The organism is Nostoc sp. DedQUE09 (assembly GCF_034530915.1).
Classification (GTDB): Bacteria; Cyanobacteriota; Cyanobacteriia; order Cyanobacteriales; family Nostocaceae; genus Nostoc.
In genome coordinates, this window is record NZ_JAVRCE010000017.1 from 1 (window position 1) to 19,448 (window position 19,448).

At 39.7% G+C, this 19,448-nt stretch carries 17 protein-coding genes; 12 read left to right on the forward strand and 5 right to left on the reverse strand.

Annotation, left to right across the window (positions count from 1 at the left end; genetic code table 11):
* Positions 1-96: 96 nt before the first annotated feature.
* Both RMY27_RS13300 and RMY27_RS13305 read right to left on the reverse strand, forming a co-directional pair.
* The gene (locus tag RMY27_RS13300; RefSeq protein ID WP_322663855.1) at positions 97-1,134 is read right to left on the reverse strand and encodes an aldo/keto reductase; all 1,038 of its coding nucleotides are present in this window, start codon (positions 1,132-1,134) and stop codon (positions 97-99) included.
* Between the two features lie 353 nt (positions 1,135-1,487).
* Complete coding sequence (locus RMY27_RS13305) at positions 1,488-3,710, reverse strand: sensor histidine kinase (protein ID WP_322663857.1); 2,223 nt, start codon at positions 3,708-3,710, stop codon at positions 1,488-1,490.
* A gap of 268 nt (positions 3,711-3,978) precedes the next feature.
* Between RMY27_RS13305 and RMY27_RS13310 the strand changes: the two genes are divergently transcribed.
* From RMY27_RS13310 to RMY27_RS13320, 3 genes are all read left to right on the forward strand, one after another.
* Entirely contained in the window at positions 3,979-4,335 is a 357-nt protein-coding gene (locus tag RMY27_RS13310; protein WP_322663859.1) for an RHO alpha subunit C-terminal catalytic domain-containing protein, read from the forward strand.
* A gap of 218 nt (positions 4,336-4,553) precedes the next feature.
* Positions 4,554-5,099, forward strand: a complete 546-nt coding sequence (locus tag RMY27_RS13315; protein ID WP_322663861.1) for a GUN4 domain-containing protein — start codon at positions 4,554-4,556, stop codon at positions 5,097-5,099.
* A 332-nt stretch (positions 5,100-5,431) separates the two neighbouring features.
* The gene (locus RMY27_RS13320) at positions 5,432-6,451 is read left to right on the forward strand and encodes a tRNA-dihydrouridine synthase family protein (RefSeq protein WP_322663863.1); all 1,020 of its coding nucleotides are present in this window, start codon (positions 5,432-5,434) and stop codon (positions 6,449-6,451) included.
* A gap of 28 nt (positions 6,452-6,479) precedes the next feature.
* Here the strand turns inward: RMY27_RS13320 and RMY27_RS13325 are convergent, their stop codons facing one another.
* Together RMY27_RS13325 and dpdE are read right to left on the reverse strand one after the other, a co-directional pair.
* The gene (locus tag RMY27_RS13325; RefSeq protein WP_322663865.1) at positions 6,480-7,283 is read right to left on the reverse strand and encodes an SDR family NAD(P)-dependent oxidoreductase; all 804 of its coding nucleotides are present in this window, start codon (positions 7,281-7,283) and stop codon (positions 6,480-6,482) included.
* Between the two features lie 466 nt (positions 7,284-7,749).
* Positions 7,750-11,061 carry a protein DpdE gene (gene dpdE, locus RMY27_RS13330; RefSeq protein WP_322663867.1) on the reverse strand — a complete coding sequence of 1,104 codons (3,312 nt, stop codon included), beginning with the start codon at positions 11,059-11,061 and terminating at the stop codon, positions 7,750-7,752.
* 134 nt (positions 11,062-11,195) lie between these two features.
* Between dpdE and RMY27_RS13335 the strand changes: the two genes are divergently transcribed.
* From RMY27_RS13335 to RMY27_RS13375, 9 genes are all read left to right on the forward strand, one after another.
* The gene (locus RMY27_RS13335) at positions 11,196-11,387 is read left to right on the forward strand and encodes a hypothetical protein (RefSeq protein ID WP_322663869.1); all 192 of its coding nucleotides are present in this window, start codon (positions 11,196-11,198) and stop codon (positions 11,385-11,387) included.
* A 214-nt stretch (positions 11,388-11,601) separates the two neighbouring features.
* Positions 11,602-11,856: an RNA-binding S4 domain-containing protein gene (locus RMY27_RS13340; protein ID WP_322663870.1), complete on the forward strand. Its 255-nt coding sequence runs from the start codon at positions 11,602-11,604 to the stop codon at positions 11,854-11,856.
* A gap of 47 nt (positions 11,857-11,903) precedes the next feature.
* A complete protein-coding gene (arfB, locus tag RMY27_RS13345) occupies positions 11,904-12,320 on the forward strand; it encodes an alternative ribosome rescue aminoacyl-tRNA hydrolase ArfB (protein ID WP_292732951.1) in 417 nt (138 codons plus the stop codon).
* A 49-nt stretch (positions 12,321-12,369) separates the two neighbouring features.
* The gene (locus RMY27_RS13350; protein WP_322663873.1) at positions 12,370-12,546 is read left to right on the forward strand and encodes a hypothetical protein; all 177 of its coding nucleotides are present in this window, start codon (positions 12,370-12,372) and stop codon (positions 12,544-12,546) included.
* 851 nt (positions 12,547-13,397) lie between these two features.
* Entirely contained in the window at positions 13,398-14,282 is an 885-nt protein-coding gene (locus RMY27_RS13355; protein WP_322663875.1) for a lipid kinase, read from the forward strand.
* A gap of 124 nt (positions 14,283-14,406) precedes the next feature.
* A complete protein-coding gene (locus RMY27_RS13360) occupies positions 14,407-15,012 on the forward strand; it encodes an exopolysaccharide biosynthesis protein (RefSeq protein ID WP_322663877.1) in 606 nt (201 codons plus the stop codon).
* A 633-nt stretch (positions 15,013-15,645) separates the two neighbouring features.
* Entirely contained in the window at positions 15,646-16,203 is a 558-nt protein-coding gene (locus RMY27_RS13365; protein WP_322663879.1) for a hypothetical protein, read from the forward strand.
* Between the two features lie 393 nt (positions 16,204-16,596).
* Positions 16,597-17,505: a hypothetical protein gene (locus tag RMY27_RS13370; RefSeq protein ID WP_322663880.1), complete on the forward strand. Its 909-nt coding sequence runs from the start codon at positions 16,597-16,599 to the stop codon at positions 17,503-17,505.
* 175 nt (positions 17,506-17,680) lie between these two features.
* Positions 17,681-18,457, forward strand: coding sequence for an SDR family oxidoreductase (locus RMY27_RS13375; protein WP_322663881.1), 777 nt, complete (start codon positions 17,681-17,683; stop codon positions 18,455-18,457).
* Positions 18,458-18,535: 78 nt separating this feature from the next.
* Here RMY27_RS13375 and RMY27_RS13380 read toward each other — a convergent pair whose 3' ends face one another.
* The gene (locus tag RMY27_RS13380; protein WP_104909074.1) at positions 18,536-19,315 is read right to left on the reverse strand and encodes a photosystem II S4 domain protein; all 780 of its coding nucleotides are present in this window, start codon (positions 19,313-19,315) and stop codon (positions 18,536-18,538) included.
* Positions 19,316-19,448: the final 133 nt, after the last annotated feature.

Consider the following 19,448-nt stretch of genomic DNA (forward strand, 5'->3'; position numbering starts at 1 on the left):
CTCAGCACTTAGCACTCAGCACTCAGCACTCAGCACTCAGCACTCAGCACTCAGCTATATTATGCAACGCCTTTTCAAACACGCTCTAGCTAAAACTTATCCTAACCACTCAGGATTTTTGGCTGTACTATCAAATTGGTTAGTGGTTTTAAATAGTTCATACTGACCTTTGAGAGCAGCTTGGCGAGTCCGATTCAGTAATGCTCTAACTTGTTCCTTACTCATGGGTGTAAAAGTACGTACTGCCTCGAAAGCCTGGTTTAAGATGGGCATACTTTCAATGCCTGTAATCACCGTTGAAGTTGGCAGATTCATCGCGTAATGCAGACATTCGATCGGTTTGACCACATTGCTTTTGAGAATGTTTTGGTCGCCCATTGATTTCATCCCCAGTACAGCAATTCCGTCTTTAACCAGTCTGGGTAAAACTTGCCTCTCAAAACTGCGGAAATGGGCATCCATAACATTTAACGGCATCTGCACTGCATCAAAACGGAAGTTGTTTTGATTGCCAACTTCCAACATTCTCAGGTGTACTAAAGGGTCTTTATGTCCAGTAAAGCCTATGTAGCGAATCTTGCCAGCTTTTTGTGCTTCTACAACTGCTTCCATCGCACCACCAGGGGCAAAAATCCGGTCTGGGTCTTCCATGCGAATAACTTCATGATGCTGCAATAAATCAATATGGTCTGTTTGCAAACGTTTTAAAGATTCATCAATTTGTTTAGCAGCCGCCGCCTTTGTGCGACCATCGATTTTAGTCATCAGAAAAGCTTTTTGACGATAACCATTTTGGAGAGCTTTACCCATGCGAATTTCGCTATCTCCATTATGGTAATCCCAGCTATTGTCCATAAAATTAATCCCGCGATCAAGAGCAGTACGGATCAGCTCAATACCCTCTTGTTCATCTTTTGGTCTACCAATATGATGACCACCTAGACCAATTACAGATATTTGTTCTTTAGTGCGTCCTAGTTGCCTGTAGAGCATTTCCCCTTTTTTAATCTGGAGTGGGGTAGACTGATTTTGCGCTAAAACTTGTTTGGTTAAACCTTGTAAAGCAAATACCCCAGCTCCACCTAAACCAGAAGCAGAAACTACCTTCAGTAAATTTCGTCTGCTAATATCCACAAATTTATCCTTTTGCCACAGTATGAGAACTTGCCTTCATAGCTTTGCATGGAGCGAAATTCGCTGCTTCTAACTGTTGAAGGATAAAAGCAGTGAGATAGAGATAGATTTTTGATAGAGGGAAGGTAATAGAAAAATATTCCATTGCTGTGTAAGAAGAGGAAGCTTTGGAGACGTTGGCAGCAGAGGAAGAATTTGATAATTGTATTCCTGATATTGTTTCAGTGCTTCAGATGTCAACTCAAACACAATACCTTAGTATGAAAGTCTTCTTTGAGAATTGTTTATAGGGCGTATCATCAATTGAGCCAAATAACATTGGTTTAACAATTCCAATAAATGATGCGATCGCTCTATACTTTGAGGACGGGTTCAGGAGCTTTTTGGCGGATAGGCACTTGAATTATGAAATTAGTGCCTTGCCCAAGGCTAGAAAAACATTGCAATCTACCACCATGCTTTTCCGTAATGATTTGGTAGCTGATTGCCATACCCATGCCTGTTCCTTTACCTACAGGTTTGGTAGTGAAAAATGGATCGAAGATCCGGTTTTGAACCGATTCTGGCATTCCTTGTGCGTTATCAGCGATCGCAATTTCTATTGATTGTGAATCAACTACTGAAGTGCGGATAGTAATTTGACTGGGATTTTCCTCTATCTGTTGAGAGGTACGCTTGATATCTAACTCATCAAGAGCATCCATTGCATTTACCAGAATATTCATCAATACTTGGTTGAGTTGACCAGGATAGCATTCCACTTGCGGCAAGTTGCCATAATTTTTAACAACTTCAATTGCTGGACGGTCTGGTTTATCTTTAAGGCGATGTTGCAGAATTAAAAGTGTACTTTCGATGCCTTCATGAATATCAACTGCCTTAAATTCCGCTTCATCCATACGCGAAAAATTCCGCAGCGATCGCACAATGTTACGAATCCTCTCAGTCCCCATTTTCATTGAAGGCAGTATCTTTTGTAAATCTTCAATGAGAAATTCTAGATCGATTTCCTCTGCTAAGGCTTGAATTTCTGGGTCATGACTAGAATAGCGTTCTTGGTAGAGATAAATCATCTGTAACAAGTTTTGAGTATATTCATCCAAGTGAGTAATATTGCCATGAATAAAGTTAACTGGGTTATTGATTTCATGGGCAATACCTGCTACTAGTTGGCCCAGGCTAGACATTTTTTCACTTTGGAGTACTTGTGCTTGGGTACGCTGCAATTCACTCATGGCTGTTTTGAGTTCAACAGTTCGTTCTTCAACTCGCGCTTCTAGTTCGGCATTACTGTTTTCTAAAGCAATAAAGGATTCGCGCAATTGCCCTGCCATGTGATTAAAAGAGTGAGCAAGAGTGTTAAGTTCATGGATATTCCCCTCTGGAAGTGTCTGTTCTAAATCACCAAATGCTATTGCTTGGGTAGTCTGATTCAAACGCAAGATCGGATCTGCAATCCGACGCGAGGTAAATATGCCAATCGTCGTTGCTACTATCAGTGCCCCAAAACACAGCAGAATACTAATTTGGGTGTTGGCATGGATTTGCGATATGTAAGTTTTTTCCGGAATACCAACTACTACTAACCAGTCCAAACCATTTTGGTCACGCCAAGGTACAACATGCACGTAGAAATTTTCTCCTTGAACATTAACTTTCAGTTTTTGGGTATTGGTAATGGACTGAAAATCTGGAATGTTCTGCTGAAGCTGCTTGGCAATGCTTTGTAGCATCGGATTGGGGCTGTCGATCGCTTTAAGGCGTTTAATTTCGTTATTGACTACGGTAAAAGGCTTTTCTTGAGCAGAATTGGCAACCAACATACCATCACGCTCCATAATAAAAACCTGTCCGAAACTGCTGACATTTAATTTCTGTAAAAATTCACTGAGTTTCAACAGGTGAATTTCAGCCCCTACAACACCAATCAGTTTTTTGCTGGCATCATAAATCGGACGACCTGCCGATGCCACAATATAAGGGGGATAAGCAGGATCGTAATAAGTATAAATGCGAACCCAGATAGGTTTCCCCGCTTTCACAGGTTCAGTATAGGCAAGTTCATTGACGGTATCCCAAGTACTGGTCGTCATCACTTGGGTTGGGTTGCCATCATTATCTGTTAAGTAAGTTTTCGTATTTTTTGGCCGGCTTGGCGTTTTGATTGCATTATCATCGATTGTCACCGTTTTGCCATCGTAACGGCCGGCTCCAGTTCCTTCCCCAGTTGCTAGGTTCAAGCTGATAAAGGTTAGGTCATAGACTTGCATTTGGTGCCAGAAGTACTTGCCAACCTTGAGACGCTCCCGCACATTCAGCAATCCCATGCGAATTGCATCCGCATTTAACTGGATAACTTTATGAGGAATCGACAGGTAAGCATCTAAATGTTGATTTACCTCACCACTGGTTCGTTCCATCAACTGATCCGCTAGATTGTTCACCGCTTTCTGGCCATTTTTATATGACAGATACCCGACTAGCCCCACAATGCCAAAAACTTGCAATACGAAAGGAACGACCAGAACAAGCTGTAATGAAAATGCACGGACTTTGTTAGATGGATGTATCTTCATGAGTGGTAAATCTTGATTGGCACAGGTCTTTGCTTACACCTAGATTACCCATGAGCAACTTCGGACTATCAAAACAATGTTGTGTTTAATTAAGAATGCAATAAATAATAGGTAATCTCCCTGTTTACAGTTACTCAATTAATTGGTATTGAAATTAATTGAGTAAATAGTATATTTACGATTATTTAATCATTGGAATAGTCATAATTTAGAATATTTTTGGTGAAACACTAATAGTAAATAATTTAATTATTTAGTTGTTTTCAGTATGCTTACTCAAGATTTATCAAATTACGGAAGCTATTACCAGGGCTTCATCTTTCCCAATATGATGATTAATACCGCAAAAGACAAAGTTTCAGTTTTTCGGCTGACTCCTTTATCTCCCACAAGAACTAAATTTGAGGTTTTTGTTTATCAAACAAAAGCACAGATTGAAGCATTTCCTTATAAGCAGGATGAATTTCGACCTGAATTTGAGCGGGTGTTAAATGAAGACTTTGGGGTGGTGCGATCGCTACAAGCAAGTGTTCACTCCAAAGCTTATGGTGTACTTCAGCTTGCAGACATTGAATATGGAATTTCTCACTTCCATCAAGTTTTGTCGAAGTACTACCAACCCTAATACACAGAAAGAGCGATGTCTGCAATGGGCTACGCTGACGCAGCATCACGCCTTCAGTAAATAGACTAACATGTATTTATTTACTTACTGATGTTTCTCCCTTTGATTTGTTCGATATTGCTAGCGATCGCTGGGTATGGCAAGAACATTTATAAGCATTCAATACTGTTAGCGTTTACCTCTGTGAAATCTTAGATAAACTTTTACAAAATGCCGTTTTGCAACGCTTCCAATCTGCAACAGAACTTTTACAGATACTGGAGCAACAACCAAAGAAATTGCTAAATATTTCTAATTATCGTACAGTAAATACTATTGATTATACACATTTGCGTGGTTTATTAGCAAAAGGAAAATGGCAATCAGCAGATAAAGAAACTTGGGAACTAATATGTCAAGCACTAGCAAAGCCTAAAGGTAGCTATATATTTAGTAGCGATCTTGAGAAAGTTCCCTGTCAAGATTTGCAGACTATTGACCTTTTATGGGTGAATTACAGTCATAAACGCTTTGGTTTTAGCGTACAGACACTTATCTACAAAAACGTGAATGGAGACTATGGAATTTTTTGTAATCAAGTTGGTTGGCATATATACAATTCTAGTTATGCAAATTCAGAATTCAATTTTAGTCTCAAAGTACCAATCGATCATTTACCCTCACGTATTTGGATTGGTGGTTCTCAACCGTGGCGCTACCCAGATGCTTTAGCTGTAAAACTAGCAGCTTGTGGTATTAGTAGTCTGCCAACCCAAAAATGCTAAGTGAGGACTGGGGAAAGGGGAAAGGGAAAAGGGTAAGGGATTTAAACCTTTTACCCATTCCCCCTGCCCCTTATCCCCAGAGGGGGCCCCACCTTCCCCTTTACCCCGCCAAGTCACGAAAGCGAACTATTAGTTAGTTTTGATAAAAAAATTGTTGAATAGGATTACTAATAAACTCCTAGTTTGTAGTGAGCGATTCATCGCTCAAAGCAACGATAATTAGGACTAAAGTCCTCTCTACGAGACACTATGCGAACACTACAAACTTTAATTGATTTACGTCTAGCTACTTATAACTTAACAGTGAGCTTTGTCGATCGCTCTTCATCTTTATGCCCCAGGTACCGCTCCCCCAATCGCTCTATCCACACTTACCCCTCACCGCTCTTGCGCCCATGCAGGATGTGACAAACCTCTGGTTTATGAAGGTGATTGCCCACTACGGCAGCCCTGACTACTTTTTCACCGAATATTTCCGCGTCAATGATACCTCACGGCTCAATCGTAGCATTCTGGCAGCAATCACCGAAAACGATACAGGTCGCCCCGTTTTTGCGCAAATGATTGGCGAAAGTATTCCAGACTTAGTAAGAACAGCAAAGGAACTCTGCAACTATAATATCGCTGGAGTTGACTTGAACATGGGCTGTCCCGCACCTAGAATCTATCGCAAAAATGTTGGGGGTGGATTGCTGCTCTTACCAGAAAAAGTGGATCGGATTTTGGGAGAATTGCGGCAGGCAGTCAATAATCGACCTTTGACCGTCAAGATGCGTGTAGGCTTTGAAAATACAGATAATTTTTACAAAATTCTAGATATAATCAATCGCCACAGCATTGATTTGCTCTCTTTGCATGGCCGCACGGTGAAAGATATGTACCACGGGGCAGTGAAATATGATTTGATCGCCCAAGCAGTTAGACGAGTCCATTGTCCAGTGCTTGCTAATGGCAATATTAACTCGGCGACAACTGCTGTTGAAGTGCTTTCTCAAACGGGTGCGGCGGGTGTGATGGTAGGACGCTGGGCGATCGGGAATCCTTGGCTTTTTAATCAAATTCGGCAAGCTTTGCGAAGAGAACCGATCGCGCCCGTTCCTTTAGCAGAAGTACGCAACTATATTGATCGTTTATGGCAAACCCCCACAGCAGCATCTATGCCAGAGCGATCGCGCGTAGGCTACCTGAAAATGTTCCTCAACTACATTGCTCTGAGTGTTGACACCGAAGGTGATTTTTTACGGTTGATGCGACACACTTCTACTGAGGCAGAATTGTTTAACCTCTGCGATCGCGTTCTGCTTACCGATTTGACAAAAACTTTAGCCCTAGCACCTTCTTTGAGCGTGTGATATCAGGCGTTGTTGAGTTGGCTGTGATTTATGGTAAATTCAACCGCTTGCGCGCACCAAATCGAAACAAGTTATCTGGCAATATTGCTTTTAAGCGAGGCAACCATTGTGCCTCATTGCCAACACGATAGCGTAATCGTGGCAACCGACTACGAGCAGCAAATAGAATCGCCTGTGCGACTTTTTCAGGTTCGTCGCCTTGTGCAATTGCCTGACTAACAGTTGAGCGAATCACATCGCGTACATTGTCGTAATCAGCATAATTCAATGTGGATGATAACATGGCGTGGTTGAAGTTGGTCTTAAAGTAACCAGGCTCAATTAAAGATATTTTAATATTGAAAGGGTCTAGTTCCACACTCAATGCTTCACTATAACCTTCGAGTGCAAACTTACTTGCACTGTAAAAACCTTGGCCTGGTGCGCCAATCAATCCCGCCACTGAACTGATATTAATAATATGCCCACTACGCTGCTGTCTCATAACTGGCAAAACAGCATTGCTAACCCGGACAACACCCCAAAAGTTGGTTTCAAAAACCTCCTTAGCTTGTTCTAAAGAAGTTTCTTCAATCATGCTGGCATGAATTTGTCCAGCATTGTTAATCAGTAAATCAATGCGATCAGTCTGTGCGAGCAACTGTTTGATACAGGATTGCACTGAAGACTCAGAGGTAACATCGAGTGTCAACATTTCTACATCTTGTACAGTTGGATGTTCCTTGCGACTAGTACCGAAGACCCAGTAACCCTCTTGAGCAAGCTTTTGAGCAGTTAACAGCCCAAATCCAGATGATGCTCCTGTTACTAGCACGACCTTTTTATCAGTCATCGGTTCTCCTTTTGTTTGTTAATTATTTGATACTGCGATAGATTACACCCTGCCTAATAGTCGCGTTTTTTCTAAACCTTATTCGTTCTCAATAAAAACCTAATTTTAGCGACAATCCTAATAGCTAATTTGTCAAGTGTGAAACTTCAGTGTTCAAGATACTTATCAAACAAGCGTTTCAAGATTGTTAAGAAAAATGTGACTTATGGATCAATACGGTTCAGTTAAGGCTAAAACCCTTTGTGAAATCAATTTTTTTAACGTAGACGCATTCGCGCAGCGTCTCGTAGAGAAGCGGTTTGCCGCAGGCTACCACAGAGGCGCAAAGAGCCCAAAGAGAAGGAAAAAATGCTTGACTGAACTGTATTGTACTTGAAACGAACAAAAATATCCCCGACTTTTTAAAGAAGTCGGGGATCTCAAGCTCTCAATTAAAATTACCAAAGCTATTTAATCGCACATAATATCACTCAAATTGCACAAGCGATCGCCCCGATACCACAATAAAACCTACAGAATCAAGCCTCAGAAGCGGCTGGCGAATTCCATCTAGAATGGCTGCATTTAAAGCAGTTTCTATCTTCACTTCTTCAGCTAGTGCGCTATCCCAACTTTGCTGATTTAAACGTAGGCGTAATTGTTCTACTCTATTGGCTAATTTCTTTTCGGCAACTTTAGCACAATTTTGACATAAATCAATAAAATCAGGACGATTGGCAAGTAATTCTGAAGAAGTGTTACGCATTTCATAGCAAAAATTTTGCCATTTACTAGGGTCAACAAAATCGTCAATAATTCCTAAGCGCTCTTTTGCTAGGTTGTAATCTCGTCCTTGATTATTGTTTTTATCTTTATATGGACGTTGCAGAATACTTAAAAGAGCTTTATCCTCAACAACCCGGATTGGCTGCTTGCGACCATCAACATAGATAGTTTCTATAATTGGCGGAAATAGAGCATCAACGCGGCGCTGCAAGTTTTTGAATTGAGAATTATCCAGTTTGTTATCTAGTAAAACTTGTTTAGCAGTTCTTAAATTTGCTTCGACTACATAATTGCACTGGAAACCGAACCACTCTTTCCCTTCTTTCGCGTCCCAAGATGCATCAGTGCGCCACAGAGCAAAGGCTTCACCTCGGTCATCCCAATTGATATAGTTTAAGAGTGCTTCGACAAATCCTTCGCCAACTCGAAAGAGTTTAACACCAGCATTTTGGTTTGCTACTCTGCGATTATAAGTACCAAATTGGTCTAGGGAACTCTCAGCAAAACGGTTTTGTAAATCATTTATCGGCACCAATGTCCGCGTTGTTGGTTGATAACGTCGCATCTCTGATGAATCTGGGTTATTCAGTCCTCTGAATCCCAGCGCGTCGCAAATCCAGCCTTCAATTGCTCGTTTCATTTCTAGATGACGAGCATCGTAATTATCTAGCTCTTGAAAATACTCGGTAGCAATTTCATCGTTTGCATCAATTTCATCTAGAGCATTTTGTTCACTAATTTTGGCTATTTCCGCTTCAATTTGCTCTTGAATTGGTGAAACCATCTTTAACAATCCAGGCGCACCTGATTGAAACAAAACTGTTTCTAATTCTGCAAGTTTCTCATCAACATAAAACTGGAGACTGGCAATTGATTGTTGGAAAATACCAAAACCATCTTTTAATACTTTATACCAAGCATTGTGAGGGCTATCTTCCAAGTAAGGGCCAATCAAGGCACTAGATTGGATGCCAATTTTGCTGCCAATGCGGTCAAGTCTACCAATTCTCTGCTCTAATTGATTAGGCGACCAAGGAAGGTCAAAATGAATTAACCAATCGGCAAACTGGAGATTACGTCCTTCTTCTCCAGAGCGATCGCATACTAAAATAAAGCAGTTGGGGTTATTCTTGAACCGATTTAAGCCTTCTTCAACTTTGTCTGGTGATTCTCCAAATTGATGGCTGGCTATTGTATCTGCACCAAAGGTATCAGATAAATACCGGACAATTTCGCCACAAGTTTGCACAAAACTGGTAAATACAATAAATTTGGGCAGAATATCGCCAGTAATTGGTCTCTTGATTCTCTGCTGTATTCTCGTGATGAATTCCTTCTGATTCTTCCGAACGTTTGTGGGAATTTTGAAATAAGTACCTAGCTGATTCAACAGGACTGTTTTCAAATTTTCCGTCCGTTGTCCGTCCTCTTGAGGTTGACGAACAATTTTTAGTAAGGATTGGAGAATCTCTTCTTCCCCTGAGAATTTGGGGGTTGTAGTTAATAGGCGAACATCATCTTCTTTAAACTCCTGGATGAGTTTAGCATGAGGTTTCGCAGTTAAACGCGCCGTAATTACCTGCTCTAAAATGCCTAACCAAGTGCCAGCAGCTAAGAATAACACCAGAAAAACTCGCTGATATTGCTTTTCATCAGGAGCAACACTCCGCCATTGATTGAGAAGTTCGTGGATATCAAGCGATCGCTCGTCTAAATCGTACTCTTCTTTGGGCGTAAAGTTGCGGTCAAATATCACGTCTTCCACGGCAGCGCGACGGTTGCGAAGCATTCGCCGATGTAGTCGATAGATATCGCTGACATGGACGCGAATCGCTTGGACGATTTGCTCTTGCTCAGTAGAATTTGCTTGTAAACAATTTTCTAAATCATCCGCCAGCTTCAGCAAATACTTATCTTCAGCCAAGAGGTTTCGCAATTGCTGCAAGTTGCTTTTGAGAACCTCTGGTTCTACACCTTCTTTAAAAGAAAGCAGAAGTTTACCAATTTGCTGACGACTTTCAACTTTGGCGCGGAACCCTGCGAGATCACCAATTTTATAGGTTGTTGGGTCGAGTAAGTGCAACATGGCCAGAAAATCCTGCTCGTGATTGAGAACAGGAGTGGCAGATAATAAAAGTAAGCGATCGCTTTTATGAGCAAGTTCTTTGCAAGTCTGAAAACGCTGGCGTACTGTTGCATCCTTAGAGGTTGCCATTGCTGCGATGTGATGAGCTTCATCTAAAATTAAGCAGCCTATCCTTGCTTTCAGGTTGATTTTATGAATATCTTCAACCGCCAGCACCGCTACCCGTTTACCAAAATGGGAGATGTAAAACTTGTTTTCTAACTCAGTCCGCCATTGTTTGAGCAAATATTGCGGAACTAATACCACCGCACCTTTTTTCGGTTCATCGAGGAGGAATTGACGGAGAATCGCACCCGCTTCGATGGTTTTTCCGAGTCCCACCTCATCTGCTAGCAAGTAGCGTTGAATTGGGTCTTCCAGTACCCGCCTGACTACTTCAACTTGGTGAGGATAAAGATTAATATTTGCCGAAATCAGTCCCGTCATCCCGCGACTTACAGCGCGTTGCTGAGTCAAGGATTTCACGAAAGCCAATCTTTTGTCGTGGAAGTAAGGCGTTTCGTGACCCTTCATCGCCAGAGTTTGGATGGGGTCTGTATTTGGTAGATTACAACGAACGTAAATGTCTTCAACAGATGCGATCGCAGTTTTCTTATCTGGTAAATCAATTTGATACATTTCTGTATCTTCATCCCAGATAAAAACTCTGCCAACTATCCATTTATCCTGAGTTGGGAACTTGATATAGCATCTAGCTTGGGGTTCAAGCTTGACTTCAGAGAGCGTACTTAAAGGTAAAGTTTTTTGGAGACGTTGGCCTATAGAGCAGAAATACTCAACGATCGCATTGGTATCAGATATTTCCGTAACTTTTCCGATACCCAAAGAGTTATTTTGGGACTGTACCAATAAACCCAGCTTAATCATAGATCCAGTCCCCTGAACACACTAAAAGAACTTTCCAGACTGGTTTTTAACCCATATCTGGCAGCTTTGTAGATCAACATTATAGATAATAACTGGTATTACACTTTTTGTTAGAGCGATATCTACGACTGGCTATGACGCTCTCTACGAGACGCACTCGCGATCGCGGACTCGCTAACGCTTTTCTACCAGACGCACTCGCGTTCGCTATCGGCGTCACTCCACCACAGCCAATTAATAAAATTAGCAATTTTCAGGTAAATGCACCACACAGTAGAGGTAAAGCATTGCTGTCCTTGTACAACATATACAGTTCAATTAAATGAAAACTGCTGTAAATTCACATTTCTCAGTAAAGTTTTGTGTAAAAGCGTGACTTTGTTAAATCTTTGCCAACACAGTGCCATTGCAGAGTATTGCCAAATTAAATTTGCTACGAATTAATGAAATGCGGTACTTAGCTGATTATGTGGTGTAACAGATTTACGCTTTAGCTTAAGAAGGCCACGATACAATTAAAATTATGTACCTTTATTTATTATGAAGAAAATTAGAGACAACACAATTAAGTTAAATCAATTTTTAAAGTTGATGGGTATAGTGCCAACTGGAGGTCAAGCCAAACTGATGATTCAAGGTGGTGATGTCCAAGTAAACGGGATGCTGGAAACTCGACGGGGACGGCGACTAGTACCGGGCGATAAAGTAACAATCCAAGGACAGACTTTAGAGGTGAATTTGAACAACAACGAAGACTCAGATGTAATGATAGATTTAACCGAACAAACCGAGTAAAGAAAGTTTATTCCAAAGTTACAAGTTTTTCTTTTGCCTTGTGAGTAATGCTACAAATTTCCAATAATGTTATTATCCCACAGACTGAGATTGAAATTACTGCAATTCGGTCGCAAGGAGCAGGAGGCCAAAATGTAAATAAGGTTTCTACCGCCATCCACTTGCGCTTCGATATTGCGGCTTCATCATTACCCGATTATTACAAACAACAGCTTTTAAAGCTCAACGATCGACGCATTAACCAAGAAGGAGTAGTGGTAATTAAAGCCCAGGAACACCGAAGCCAAGAGAACAATCGTGAGTCAGCCTTGAAAAGACTTCAAGAACTCATTCAAAGCGCAGTTGTGGTGACAATCAAACGTAAACCCACTAAACCAACTCGCAGTTCTCAAAGAAAGCGCCTTGACCACAAAAGTAAGCGCGCACAGATAAAATCTAACAGAGGGCAGGTGACAGATTGTTGATTTATCGATTATTTGTAGAGAATACACATATTATTCAATATCAAAAAAGATGAATAAGACATTACTAAAGATTTTGATGTTTGGGCTTTTAATCTTGTTTATCATCTCTCCCTTTGCGGGTCTTGCGAGTTTAATGCTTGTAGTATTAGTTTCGGGGTTTTTCTTTTTGCTAGGTGATGTGTTTCAAGCAATTATTGGTGGCGACACCGACGCGAAAAAATCATAAAAGCAAAATTCCAAATGAAGATAGGGATTTACCTAAAAAAGCCGTTTCCAAGGTGCGATCGCTTTAACATAGACAATTTTCAATCTGTCACAGCATAAGTTCACAGATATAATTGCTTTTTCAACCAAAAATTAAATAATTGTAATAACGATTTACTAAAAGCAAAGAGACTTTGAATCTTACTCCTCAACCTAGTAGGGGAGCTAATCCGTTGCGGGATTTGCCCTAGTTAAGCAACCAACTAGTGCTGTCTTGGATTAAACACAGAAGCTTTATATACAGAATTTTTCACATAAATGATTTACACAGGTAAGGGCACAACATTAGACTTCTTGGCATTTGTCGGGGTAAAGGGGAAGGTGGGGTCCCCTCTGGGGATAAGGGGCGGGGGAAAAGGGTAAAGAAACTCAAAATCCTTTCCCTTTAACCTTTTTCCTTTTCCCTCTCTTGCAAAAATATATTTTTGCAAGAGGTCTATTGTTGTGCCCTTACAATAATCTATACCTTACAAAGTTGCAATCTGCTGTATATGTATCTATTTGAATGAAAAATATCCCTTATGTTTTGCATAGTAATATTTGAGCAACTTGCTATTTTACAAATAAAAATACCTAAAGTTCATTTAGCTAAAGAGTAATAATTATATTTGTTAAAGATAAACACACTGAAGGCTAGTAAAGCTAAACTAAAGAAAAAGAAAAATTAAAAATTAGTAGTCACAATATAATAAGTGTTAGGAAAATAAATGGTTAATAACTTTCATCACAGCCTAAACACTTTTTTATAGTAAACATCAAGCAGAATATATAGATGCGAATAATTGGACATATCAACAACGCAAGGTACCACCCATGAGTTCCCGCGCACTGCTGTTAGTAAATCGTCATGCTCGCCAAGGGCAAAAGGGTCTGTCGGAAGCGATTCAATATCTCAAAACACTTGACTTTGATTTAATTGAAGAGTCTACAGAAGATCCTAAACATCTTGCTGAAGTTATACTTCGCTATAAGCATCAAATTGACTTGGTAATTATTGGTGGAGGAGATGGCACTCTCAATGCCGCAGTAGATGCTTTAATTGAGACTCAGTTACCTTTGGGAATTTTACCTCTGGGAACTGCCAACGATCTAGCGAGAACTTTAGGAATCCCAAATTCCTTGAACGAAGCTTGCAAAATTATTGGAAATGGACATTTACAGCGCATCGACTTGGGTTGTGTGAATGGCAAGCACTTTTTTAACGTTGCCAGTATGGGATTGAGTGTAAAAATTACCCAACGGCTTACCAAAGAAGTTAAGCGCCGTTGGGGAGTATTTGCTTATGCTGCTACTGCATTGCAAGTGATTTTGGAAGCTAGACCTTTTACAGCAGAGATTGCCATCAACGGTGAATTGATTCGCGTCAAAACAGTACAAATTGCTGTCGGTAACGGTCGCTATTACGGTGGTGGTATGGCAGTGGCTGACGATGCCACAATAGACGATCAAAGGCTAGACCTTTATAGCTTGGAGATTGAACACTGGTGGCAGGTTATATTATTACTACCCGCAATGCGACGAGGGCGACATATACATTGGCAGAGTGTACGCTCGCTTCAAGGTCAAGAAATAGAGGTACATACTCGCAAACCTCGCCCTATCAATACAGATGGTGAAATTACTACCTACACACCTGCTCATTTTCGGGTTATACCTAAAGCTATAGCTGTTTTTGTACCCCCAGAAAGCAGGAGTTAGGAGCCATTCAATTTTAGATTTTAGATTTTCCTTCAATTCAAAATCTAAAATTGGCAGGGTTTAGAAGTTATTCTCCCTCATCTTCCTTTACTGCAAAGTGGGAACTCGCATCAACTGACGCCAAATGCATCTGAGATTTTCTCAAGATATAAAGTCCCTGTTGCAACGCCTAGCTGAACAACCGCTGACTCTAGGCGATATTCTGACAGAAACCTCAGAACGGGGCTTTAGTCTGGTAATTACATTATTAGTTTTGCCTTTTTTGCTTCCTATGCCACCGGGATTAACTGGCCCATTTGGTGGTGCTTGTCTACTGTTGTCAGTGCAAATGGTTTTAGGAAGGCGATCGCCTTGGCTACCGAAAAGAATCGCTAACTACAAATTTCCTCGTTCCTTCGCCCAGTTACTTTTGCAAAATTTGGGACGGCTCACCAAAGTTTTCCAGAAAATCGCCCGTCCCCGATTAGCAAAAATAGCCCATAATCCTTTAGTTTGGCGAATTAATGGGTTTTGTATCTCTTTATTAACAGTATTGCTAATATTACCAATCCCGTTTACCAATCCTATCCCTACTATCGGTATTTTACTTTTGACTGTTGCCACCATCGAATCTGACGGTTTATTAATTTGCATCAGCTATGGCATTACTGCTCTGATTACCTTGCTGTTTGGATTTATTGGTTATGCAGTGTGGTTAGCTCCTAGTTTACTGCCATCGATATTGAAATAATAAAAGCCTCCAGCTTTTGGCTGAGGGCTGTAATTTCTTAGGGTGCATCTACCATTTATTAATCCGCTTTATTTATTGCCATATCCGGGCAAATTAGACTTTTAATAAAGTTTATTTTTTTTGCAAAAAATTATTAGCAATAAAAAAGCCTTCAACTAAAAGCTGAGGGCTGTAATTTAATTAAGGTGCATCTACCATTTATTAATCCACTTTATTAATTGCTATATCCGGGAAAATTAGACTTTTAAGCAAATTTATTTCATTAATGAATAAAAAAGTATCAGCAATAAAAAAAAGCCCTCAACTAAAAGCTGAAGGCTGTGATTTAATTAAGGTGCATCTACTATTTATATATCCGCTTTAGTTATTGCTGCATCAGGAAGAATTGAAAAAAAATGTATAGCTGTGGAATTGATTTCGTTAGCTAAAACGGTAGTACTAGCCTCAATGAGGATTACCTACGGTATTTGACTAGGTAATCATTGACCAACTTCACATTAATTTTACAATTATCCCAATTTTCCTCTGAATACACAAAGTTTCTGTTAATATCTCTGATTCGATATCCGCAATAGTACGAATTTAGTTTATTAGTTGGGTATATGACTACGAAAGTTAGACACACCCAACTTGATGAAGCGATCGCAATTTCTATTAGCCCTTGCTAGTCTTAGTATTGTCGGGGCAAGCTTTTTTCTGAGAACAACTTTTAGCAGTACTAGTGAGCCTAAAATCATAACTAATACATTACGCTATAAAGAAATTCGTAATCAACTATGGTCTGAAAATGACCAAGTCAAACATTTTCCTAATGAGATTCCCCCTGATGCTAAAGACGTTCGTATTGCTTACTCTCCCAAAGTTTTGCATGGAAGTAGTTTTTTTCAAATTAGACTGAAAGAGCCACCAAAAAAGATAGAAAAATTACTTTCACAATACAGAAATAGTGCCAAGCACAAATATATAGGCGGTAACACAAACGACCACATAAATCAACCTAACGGTGTGCCGACAACTTTCTTTTATACTAGTGACTCTCCTACAGAATCTTTTCCAGCTACTTATGAAATATTGGTATTAAATACAGATAACAAAGGTAGACCTGGCTTTAAGTGGAATCATGGAAATAGCTACGGCGTTGCAATTAATAGTTCCACGTCAGAAATTATCTATTGGTCTGAAAAATGGTAATTAGAATTCAAAATGAATTTGAATCGTCATGAGAAAATCATTATTTGTAATATCTGATATCATGTCCGTTTAATTAGTTATAATTCCTGCATCTGTGCAAAAGCCAGGAAACCCTCTTTCACCCTACCCCCTGCCGTCTTAATGATAAGTCTTTAACCGGACATGATATGACTTAATAAACTTATTACATGAATCAAAAGCCCTCCTACTAAATCCCTCTGCCAAAATTGGGAAAAGAGCTTGGGGGATGTAGCAAGATACCGCAGGTAAACTTTGCATTTGTGCAATAGTCTAATAGAACATAGCTATATGTCATACATAAAATTATCTTACTAGTACAGTTAATAATGCTGTATTATATTAAAACTACATTTAGTAATAGAGGTGTATTAAATGAGAAATATAGTAAGGAATCTCCTTGATGAACGAATCAAATCGATGGTTAGATCATCCAATGTGTATCAAGGTTTATATAATAAAACGCATTCCAGTAAGCTAGCTCTTACAGGCAAAAGGCTTGATATTTGTGCTAATGAAGTTGCTATCTATCTGCTTCAGTCTGGTAAAGAAAAATATGTATTACGTGATAAAGTTTGTCTTGAAATTGGAAGTGGATGGTTACTTACTCATTCGTTAGTATTTTACCTTCTTGGGGCAAAAAAGGTTTATGCAACAGATATTTGCCCGTTATTACAACCCGAAAATATTTTTAAAGCTGTGCGTAATTCTGTAGATTGGAGTATCTTAGATAGTCTATCTACATTTGAAGATCGGGAAATTATCCACTTACGTTTAAAAAAACTGCTTTCCTTAAAAAAATTATCCGTAGAAGTCTTACGAGACTTGGGGATAGAATACATTGCTCCAATTGATTTGTCTGAAAAACCGCCAAGTCAAGAAAAAATAGATTTTATATTCTCCAAATCTGTGTTAGAGCATGTCCCAGTTGATGATGTTGTACCACTTTTAGAAAATCTTGTAAGTAGCCTTTCTGAGAATGGCTTTATGTTTCATCTGATTGATTTACTAGATCACAGAGATAGAAAAGAAAGACCATTTGAGTTCTTTATTTATCAACAGGAAGCCTATTCGAGAGAATTACAATCAAGATGGGGAAATCGAATTCGCCGAAGCCAATGGAAGCAGATATTTTCTAACCTTAAGCATTTGGACTCTAAATTTGTATTTGAATGGTCGCGCAAGGACGCAGAATTACCAGAAAAAATCAACTTGTCTATTCAATATACAGATGAAGAAGATTTAAGAATCTCCCATATCGGTATATTGGGAGAATTAATATAGTTTCAAAAAGTCAAGTTGTAGGGAAGTAAAATTTTGAGTGGAGCAAGCCTTCACTCAGATTTCATAGTACAAAGTGCTGCTTTTACCCTTTTGGATATATCACTTTGGGTAGTTAAAACTTATATTCAGCATAGCTAAAATTTATAAGTGCTTAAAAACTATCTAAATATGTAGAATGCCAACTGCTTTAATTACTGGTGCTTCTAGTGGTATTGGTAAAGCCTTTGCTCAAGAACTAGCTGCACGCAAAACAAATCTTGTACTCGTTGCTCGTTCTGAAGACAAACTAAGCAAATTAGCTAAAGAACTACAAGAACAACACAACATTCAAGTAGACGTTGTAGTAAAAGACCTTACAGAACCTAATGCAGCTGCTAGTGTATTTGATGCCACAAAGGCAAAGGGATTAAACATTGATTTATTAATCAATAATGCTGGTTTTGGTTCCTATGGCGACTTTGCTGAAGGGGATGGAGAAAAACAAGTCAAAATCGTACAATTAAATATTTTAGCATTGGTAGATTTAACCCATAAATTTTTACCCTTGATGCGGCAACGTCGTTCTGGAAGTATTATTAACGTATCCTCTATTACGGCATTTCAACCTATACCATACCTTTCTGTTTATGCTGCTAGTAAAGCTTTTATTCTCAGCTTTAGTGAAGCATTATGGGCAGAAAATTATCAGTATGGTGTCCGGATCTTAGTCACTTGTCCAGGGCCAATAGAAACAAACTTTTTTGCAGAAGCTAATTTTCCTCCAGCGCTGGCAGGCAGTACAGATAAAGTCTATTCTTCCGAAAAAGTGGTTTGGGAATCTTTAGAGGCTTTAGAAAAAGGCTATCCAACTGTTATTAGCTCTGATAGTACCACTCAAATTAGAAGCAAATTATCTCGGCTTGTACCGCGTAAACTTCTACTGAATATGTTAGCAAAACGCTTTAAAGCCTAAGTATTAAGTATCTATTTAGGAGTTTGGAGTTTAAAGTTAAATAAACTGATGTATTTAAAACTCCTCACTCCTAACTTATTACATATACCTTGTTAATTGAACTCGGTAACGCTCTTTTTTTGTAACGGCGATTTCCCCAACTTCTAAACGTCCTTTAGAACGAATGGCGATTAAGTCGCCTGATTTGACTTGAGAACTAGCTTGGGTAACTTCCTTCCAATTGACGCGGACATCACCAGCATCGATGAAATCAACCATTTTGCTGCGGGACATGCCAAAACCAGCAGATGCGATCGCATCTAATCTTAAAGAAGCCTCCACAGTAGTTAATTCTTTTTTCTTGGGTTCCCGAACCTTTAATTCAGTTAGCTCAATCTGTTGAGTTTTCACAGGAACCGATCGCACCTGTTTGAGGCTCATTGACAAAAACTCCACCAACTCTGGTGCAACAATCGCCTGCGCCCCTCGTTCTCCTAAGACAATCACATCTCCTGTCTTTTCACGAACAATTCCCGTCCCCAACATTGCGCCTAAAAAGTCGCGGTGAGAGGCGGTATCAAACAGGAAATTACCAGCAATTTCTACGGCTACAAGGCTGACTTGAGATTGATCTAAGGGAAGTTCCGAACGAGCGATCGCTATTCTTTGGCGTTCAGCTTGCGGATATCCACCCCATGCTACCAATTGCACTTCTGTTAATCGGTTAAATACCCTTTGAATTTCTGCCAATTCTGGGGGAGATAAAAAATCTGTCAAAACCACTTCCCAAGTTTTGATTGCTTGCTCTGCTTGATCGATTGCACGAGCGACACTATCTCGATTTTCAACACCTTTTAAAAGTTCTTCTCGTGGCAACATTCTTAAAAATTATGAGTTATGAATTGAGAATTAATTTGCTATAACTATCCTAATTCTAGCTTTAATTCCTATTTCTACAGTTCTTGTCAGATTGGGTTAGCCTTTCTACTGGGGATTTGTTTGCGATCGCAGC